This window comes from Brevundimonas sp., from assembly GCF_030656255.1.
In the GTDB taxonomy this organism is placed as follows: domain Bacteria; phylum Pseudomonadota; class Alphaproteobacteria; order Caulobacterales; family Caulobacteraceae; genus Brevundimonas.
Window position 1 is genome coordinate 1 of the sequence record NZ_JAUSOE010000166.1, and the last position, 5928, is coordinate 5928.

The following is a 5928-nucleotide window of genomic DNA, read 5'->3' on the forward strand; positions in this document are numbered from 1 at the left end:
GGCAAACTGGTCCACACGCCTTTGGGGATAACCGAAAAGCCGAAGCCGCCGCGCATCAAGCTTCGCCGCGTCCTGCCCCTTGTGGCGGCCTAGCCGCAAGACCTGAAGGGTCGAAGAACTGACGACCGGGAGGAGAGCGCACACTACGCTCAAATCCTTTGGGGTCGATGGCTGGGGAACTAGGACTCGAACCTAGAATGACGGTACCAAAAACCGGAGTGTTACCATTACACCATTCCCCAGCAGGACCGGTGTTCCGCAGCGGTCTTGTGCGGCGGAGGCGGTCAGATAGGCCAAACCCTTTTCGGATGCAACACCCTCTTTCAGGACTATTTTCGCCTCGGGGGAAGAAGGGCGAAATGGGTGCTTGCGGGGTCCGAAACCCATGGCTATAAGCCGCGTCCTCACTTCGGGGCGACGCCGCCAGGCCAGCCCCCACGGTCGGAGTGTGGCTCAGCCTGGTAGAGCACTGCGTTCGGGACGCAGGGGTCGGAGGTTCGAATCCTCTCACTCCGACCATCTTCTCTTTTTTTCAAATTCCAATAATCGTCCCCCTCGGGCTCGACCCGAGGGTCGGATCGAGCCGGGGATGACGAAGCCTATGCGCGGGAGTCGTCGTTCGCCGCCGTCTCTCGCGCCAGGCGCGCCATCTCGTTCAGATGCGCCCCCACCGCCTCGATCGGCCGCCGCCCCAGGGCCGCACGCCGCGCCAGCAGGTCGGGCGAGCCGGCGTCGTAATCCGCCATCAGGGCCCGCACGAAGCCCCCGCCCTGCACCTCGGCCAGCACCTGGTCCATCGCCGCTCGCGAGGCGGCGTTGATGATTCGCGGCCCGGTCAGATAAGCCCCGTATTCCGCCGTGTTGGAGATCTTGGCGAAGGCGCCCGCTATGCCCCGCTCGAACATCAGATCCGTGACCAGCTTGGCCTCGTAGAAACACTCGAACCAGGCCACCTCGGGCGGATAGCCGGCCTCGACCAGTTTCATGAAGGCCGAATCGATCAGTTCGGCGATCCCGCCGCACAGCACCACCTGTTCGCCGAACAGATCGCTCTCGCATTCATCCTTCATCGTCGTCTCGAGGATGCCCTTGCGCCCGCACCCCAGGGCCGCCGCATAGGACAGGCCCAGGGCGTGCGCCCCGCCCGTCGCGTCCTGATGCACCCCGAACAGGCAGAAGACCCCCTCTCCGGCCTCGTACAGGTCGCGGATGCGCGGCCCGATGCCCTTGGGCGAGGCCAGGATCACGTCCAGGTCGGCGCGCGGCTCCACCAGGCCGAACCGCACCGACAGGCCGTGGGCGAAGACCAGGGCGGCGCCCGGCCGCACGTTCGGCGCCAGCTCATCGCGCCACAGGTCGCGGTGCGCCTCGTCCGAGGTCATGACGGCGACCACGTCCGCGCCCGCAGCGGCCTCGCCCGCCGTCATCACGGCGAATCCGTCCGCCTCGGCGCGCTCACGCGTCTTCGACGCGGTCTTCAGGCCCACCACGATGTCGGTCACGCCCGAATCGCGCAGGTTCAGCGCATGGGTCCGTCCCTGGCTGCCGTAGCCGATCATGGCGACCCGCTTGCCCCGGATGATCGAAAGGTCGCAGTCACGGTCATGGAAGACGGGAAGCGGATTGGCTAGGATCTGGCTCATGACCGCCTTCATAGCCCCATCCGACGTCGTCGCCTTCTGGAAAGCGGCCGGACCCGAAAAGTGGTTCGCCAAGGACGAGGCCTTCGACGCCGCGTTTCGCGCGCGAGGCCATGATCTGCACGGGTCGGCCGCCCGACGCGAACGCGACGACTGGATCGCTGCGCCCGAGACCGCCCTCGCCCTGCTGATCCTGCTGGACCAGTATCCCCGCAACAGCTTCCGCGGCACGGCGCATCAGTTCGCCACCGATCCCCTGGCTCTGATGTTCGCGGAACAGGCCGTGGCGCGCGGCCACCATCTCCAGGTCGCGCCGGAACTGAAGAACTTCCTCCTCCTCCCCTTCGAACATTCCGAACGGATCGAGGATCAGGACCGCTACATGGCCCTGGTCGCCGGCGACGCCGAGCTCGAGAAATGGGGCCGCCTCCACCGCGACATCATCGTCCGTTTCGGCCGCTTCCCCCACCGTAACCCCGCCCTGGGCCGCACGACCACGCCCGAGGAACAGGCCTTCCTCGACCAGGGCGGCTTCGGCGGCTGAACGGCCAGACCCTCTCCCACCACCGGAAAAGGAACCTCCTCTCTTTCGTCATTCCGGGCGAAGCGCAGCGGAGACCCGGAACCCAGCGGCGCCGAAGGCGAAATCCATCCGCCGCAAAATGTTCGAAGATCGAGCACGCGACAGGTTCGCGCTCGCGCGCGCCGCTGGGTTCCGGGTCTTCGGGCCAAGCGGCCCTCCGCCCGGAATGACAAAAGTGATGATCGACAACCTGGGCCAGCCCCCACAATGACGCTGGTCTGAATCGAACGATTTCAACGCCCTAAAAGAATCTCGACCCTATTTCCCCGCCATACCAGCCGGCGCCCGTATCATCCTCTCATCCCCGCCGATGGGGAGGGCGTCGGATCCAGCGCCCTGACGGCGGCGGGGCTGTGGTCGAGCGATGAAGCCGGCGGGAAGGAGACCGCCGGGGTCCTTAGGGGCGGCGATGGATGCCGCCTCCTGCTCGCCGCACGCTTAGGAAAGCGGGCCGCTGTCGATTGTCATATCGGCATGTCCGCCCCGGCGAAGCCGTCGCAAGACGGCCCGCCGATCCGGCAAGGCTCGAAGACGAGGGCCGCCAGCCGGAGCGCGTGTGGAAAACGACCGCGTGGGACGACGACTGCGCCGAAACGGTACTTGAAACTCCAAACCCCGGGTGCAGACCCGGCGTCCCACGCCCTCCCCGACTTCGCAGGTCCCCCGCGAAGACAGAGCCAATTCACTCACGTCCAGAAGGAGTCCCCGATGCGTCCTCGCCGTCCGTCCAGCGCCCGCCATGACGACGCCTTCGCCTATGCGCTGCAGCGACACCGGCTTGAGCTGATCGCCGCCGGAGAAGCCGAACCCCTGACCGAGCGCGAAGGCCTGTTCCTGCGGCAGTTCAAGGCCAGGCGCCGCCCGGTCCATGCCGACTATATCGTCCCCGGCCCGCTTCTCCGGGCCGAGGCCGGCGCCCTCAGACGGGCGCGGGAGGCGCGGGAAGCGAGCGCCCGTTCGACCGAAGCTCCCGAATCTGAAGCCCTCAGCCCGGCTTTCTGAAGCGATAGACGAACTGGTCGGTCTTGCCGCGAATGGCTTCGTCGAAGACGTTCAGGCTGTGGTCGTCGGCCGGATTGGCCACGGCCGCGCTCTCGCCCTCGAACACAAAGCCCGCCGCCTCGACCTCGCGCTTCAGATAGTCGCCCTCGATCCGGTGCAGGGTCTGGACCGCCGAGATCCCCGTACCCGCCGCTGCCTGATGGTCGATCAGGATATAGCGGCCGCCGGGCTTCAGGGCGGCGAACACGGCCGCATTCATCTTGGCCACATCCGTGTTGAAACCGGGGATGTGGAAGTCGTGATATTCCTGGCTCATGAAGACCATGTCCAGCGGCTGGTCATAGGTCATGGCGTCCAGCAGGCCGTTGACCCGCGTCACATTGGGATAGGCGGCGACCAGGGCGTCGGCCATCGGATTCTCCCGCGTCATCGTCCGCTCGGGCACGAAGGCGTAGACCCGGCCCGTCGGCCCGACCACGTCCGAGAACAGGCGGGTGAAATAGCCGGCGCCGGGGCGTACATCGGCCACCTTGTCGCCCGGCGCCAGTTGGGCGAAGGCCAGGATCTCGGCCGGATGACGCAACGGATCGCGCGCCACTTCTTCGGCCGGGCGCTTCGGATCAGCTACCGCATCCGTATAGAGCGAGACATAGGCCGGGGCGGCCAGAGGCGCGCTGTCCACGAGCACCGTCCGCTCGCCGCCCTCCGACGCGATGATGATGCAGCCGGACAGTCCCGCCGCCAGAGCCACAACCGCCGCGCCCGCCGCCAACCGCCTCATCATCGCCGTCTCCCTGATTTCGTCGCGCCAGATTTTGTCGCGATAGGCTCGCATTTCGCCGATCCGCGCAAGCCGGTATCACGCGCGAAACGATCTGACGCATCACGCGATTTGCGCCTCCGCCTCGGCGGCGCTAGTCCGTCGCCAGGTTTTCAAGGTCATCCGTCCATGCTTCCCTACCAACCCGCCCCCTTCCCGCTCGCCCGTCCGCGGCGTCTGCGCGCCAGTCCCTGGGTGCGTCGTCTGGTCGCCGAGACCGTCCTGACCCCCGCCGATCTGATCTGGCCGCTGATCGTTCACGACGGCGCCGAGGACCGCGTGCCCGTCGCCTCCATGCCCGGCGTCTTCCGCCTGTCGCCCAAGGCGGCCGCCGCAGCGGCGGTCGAGGCGCGCGACCTCGGCATTCCGATGCTCGCCCTGTTCCCGAACGTGGACGGCGCCATCAAGGACGCGGTCGGCACGGGCGCCACGGATCCTGACGGCCTGATCCCCGACTGTATCAAGGCCATCAAGGACGCCGCGCCGGAGATCGGCGTCATGACCGACGTGGCCCTAGACTGCTACACCGACCACGGCCACGACGGCGTCATGGAGGGCGACCGGATCGTCAACGACGCCTCTCTCGATCGCCTTGCCGAACAGGCCTTCATCCACGCCCACGCCGGCGCCGACGTGGTCGCCCCCTCCGACATGATGGACGGCCGCATCCAGGCGGTGCGCGAGGCGCTGGAGGCCAACGGCTTCCACGACACCCTGATCCTGTCCTATGCGGCCAAGTTCGCCTCGGCCTTCTACGGCCCTTACCGCGACGCCGTCGGCTCCTCGACCGCGCTGAAGGGCGACAAGAAGACCTATCAGATGGACTACGCCAACTCGGACGAGGCCCTGAAGGAGGTCGCCATGGACCTGTCGGAAGGCGCCGACGCGGTCATGGTCAAGCCGGGCATGCCCTATCTCGACATCGTTCGCCGCGTGTCCGAGACCTTCAAGGTGCCGACTTTCGCCTATCAGGTGTCGGGCGAGTACGCGATGATGCAGGCCTCCATCGCCAACGGCTGGCTGGATCACGACCGCGCCGTTCTGGAGACCCTGCACGGGTTCAAGCGGGCCGGCTGTGCGGGCGTCCTGACCTATTTCGCCCCCCAGGCTGCGCGGCTGCTGGGCTGATGCGGCCTGACGTCCAGATCCGCGAGGCGACCCAGGCCGACATGGCGGCGATCACCGCCATCTATGCCGAGAGCGTCGCCAACGGGCGCGGCACCTTCGAGCTGGAGCCGCCGGACGAGATCGAGATGGCCGCCCGGTTCGCTTCGGTCCAGGCCCTGGGCCTGCCCCGGCTGGTCGCCGTGATCGACGGCGCTGTGGCCGGCTACGCCTACGCCGGCCCGTTCCGCACCCGCCAGGCCTATCGCTACATGGTCGAGGACTCGATCTATGTCGCCCCCGAGGCCCGGGGCAACGGCGTCGCCGGCGCTCTTCTGGACGCCCTGATCGGCGCTTGCGAAGCCCTGGGTCTGCGCCAGATGGTCGCCGTGATCGGCGATTCCGACAACGCCGGCTCCATCGCCCTGCACCGCGCGCGCGGCTTCGCCGACGCCGGAGTCTTCAAGGCGGCGGGCTGGAAACATGACGACTGGCGCGACGTCGTCTTCATGCATCGCGAACTGTTCGCCGGAGGCCAGACCCCGCCGGACGCGCCGGGCCTGCCCCGGCTGGTCGCCGTGATCGACGGCGCTGTGGCCGGCTACGCCTACGCCGGCCCGTTCCGCACCCGCCAGGCCTATCGCTACATGGGCGAGGACTCGATCTATGTCGCCCCCGAGGCCCGGGGCAACGGCGTCGCCGGCGCTCTTCTGGACGCCCTGATCGGCGCTTGCGAATCCCTGGGTCTGCGCCAGATGGTCGCCGTGATCGGCGATTCC

General features: G+C 67.6%; 6 protein-coding genes, 2 tRNA genes and 1 pseudogene. 6 read left to right on the forward strand and 3 right to left on the reverse strand.

Annotated features, from left to right (window positions below):
* Positions 1 to 168: 168 nt before the first annotated feature.
* Positions 169 to 242 (reverse strand) — tRNA-Gln (locus Q7J26_RS16435).
* A 200-nt stretch (positions 243 to 442) separates the two neighbouring features.
* Between Q7J26_RS16435 and Q7J26_RS16440 the strand changes: the two genes are divergently transcribed.
* Positions 443 to 519 (forward strand) — tRNA-Pro (locus tag Q7J26_RS16440).
* Positions 520 to 599: 80 nt separating this feature from the next.
* Here Q7J26_RS16440 and ilvC read toward each other — a convergent pair.
* Positions 600 to 1643 (reverse strand): ketol-acid reductoisomerase, encoded by a 1044-nt coding sequence (ilvC, locus tag Q7J26_RS16445; protein WP_304937440.1) that lies wholly within the window; start codon positions 1641 to 1643, stop codon positions 600 to 602.
* Here ilvC and Q7J26_RS16450 point away from each other — a divergent pair.
* Positions 1642 to 2184 carry a DUF924 family protein gene (locus tag Q7J26_RS16450; RefSeq protein WP_304937441.1) on the forward strand — a complete coding sequence of 181 codons (543 nt, stop codon included), beginning with the start codon at positions 1642 to 1644 and terminating at the stop codon, positions 2182 to 2184. The genes ilvC and Q7J26_RS16450 overlap by 2 nt on opposite strands.
* 747 nt (positions 2185 to 2931) lie before the next feature.
* Positions 2932 to 3225, forward strand: coding sequence for a hypothetical protein (locus Q7J26_RS16455; RefSeq protein WP_304937442.1), 294 nt, complete (start codon positions 2932 to 2934; stop codon positions 3223 to 3225).
* Here Q7J26_RS16455 and Q7J26_RS16460 read toward each other — a convergent pair.
* Entirely contained in the window at positions 3209 to 4009 is an 801-nt protein-coding gene (locus Q7J26_RS16460; protein WP_304937443.1) for a class I SAM-dependent methyltransferase, read from the reverse strand. The two genes, Q7J26_RS16455 and Q7J26_RS16460, sit on opposite strands and share 17 nt — an antisense overlap.
* Positions 4010 to 4174: 165 nt before the next feature.
* Here Q7J26_RS16460 and hemB point away from each other — a divergent pair, with 165 nt between their 5' ends.
* From hemB to Q7J26_RS16475, 3 genes and pseudogenes are all read left to right on the forward strand, one after another.
* Entirely contained in the window at positions 4175 to 5173 is a 999-nt protein-coding gene (gene hemB / locus Q7J26_RS16465) for a porphobilinogen synthase (RefSeq protein WP_304937444.1), read from the forward strand.
* Positions 5173 to 5712 (forward strand): annotated as a pseudogene (locus Q7J26_RS16470) (N-acetyltransferase family protein); the annotation flags it as partial. The gene hemB and the pseudogene Q7J26_RS16470, both read left to right, overlap by 1 nt.
* A gap of 6 nt (positions 5713 to 5718) precedes the next feature.
* Positions 5719 to 5928: GNAT family N-acetyltransferase (locus tag Q7J26_RS16475; protein WP_304937445.1), on the forward strand; the 210-nt coding region annotated here is incomplete at its 3' end.

Coding starts and splice junctions, on each gene's coding strand:
- Q7J26_RS16450 (WP_304937441.1), top strand. CDS start 1,642: ATGACCGCCTTCATAGCCCCATCCGACGTCGTCGCCTTCTGGAAAGCG.
- ilvC (WP_304937440.1), bottom strand. CDS start 1,643: ATGAGCCAGATCCTAGCCAATCCGCTTCCCGTCTTCCATGACCGTGAC.
- Q7J26_RS16455 (WP_304937442.1), top strand. CDS start 2,932: ATGCGTCCTCGCCGTCCGTCCAGCGCCCGCCATGACGACGCCTTCGCC.
- Q7J26_RS16460 (WP_304937443.1), bottom strand. CDS start 4,009: ATGATGAGGCGGTTGGCGGCGGGCGCGGCGGTTGTGGCTCTGGCGGCG.
- hemB (WP_304937444.1), top strand. CDS start 4,175: ATGCTTCCCTACCAACCCGCCCCCTTCCCGCTCGCCCGTCCGCGGCGT.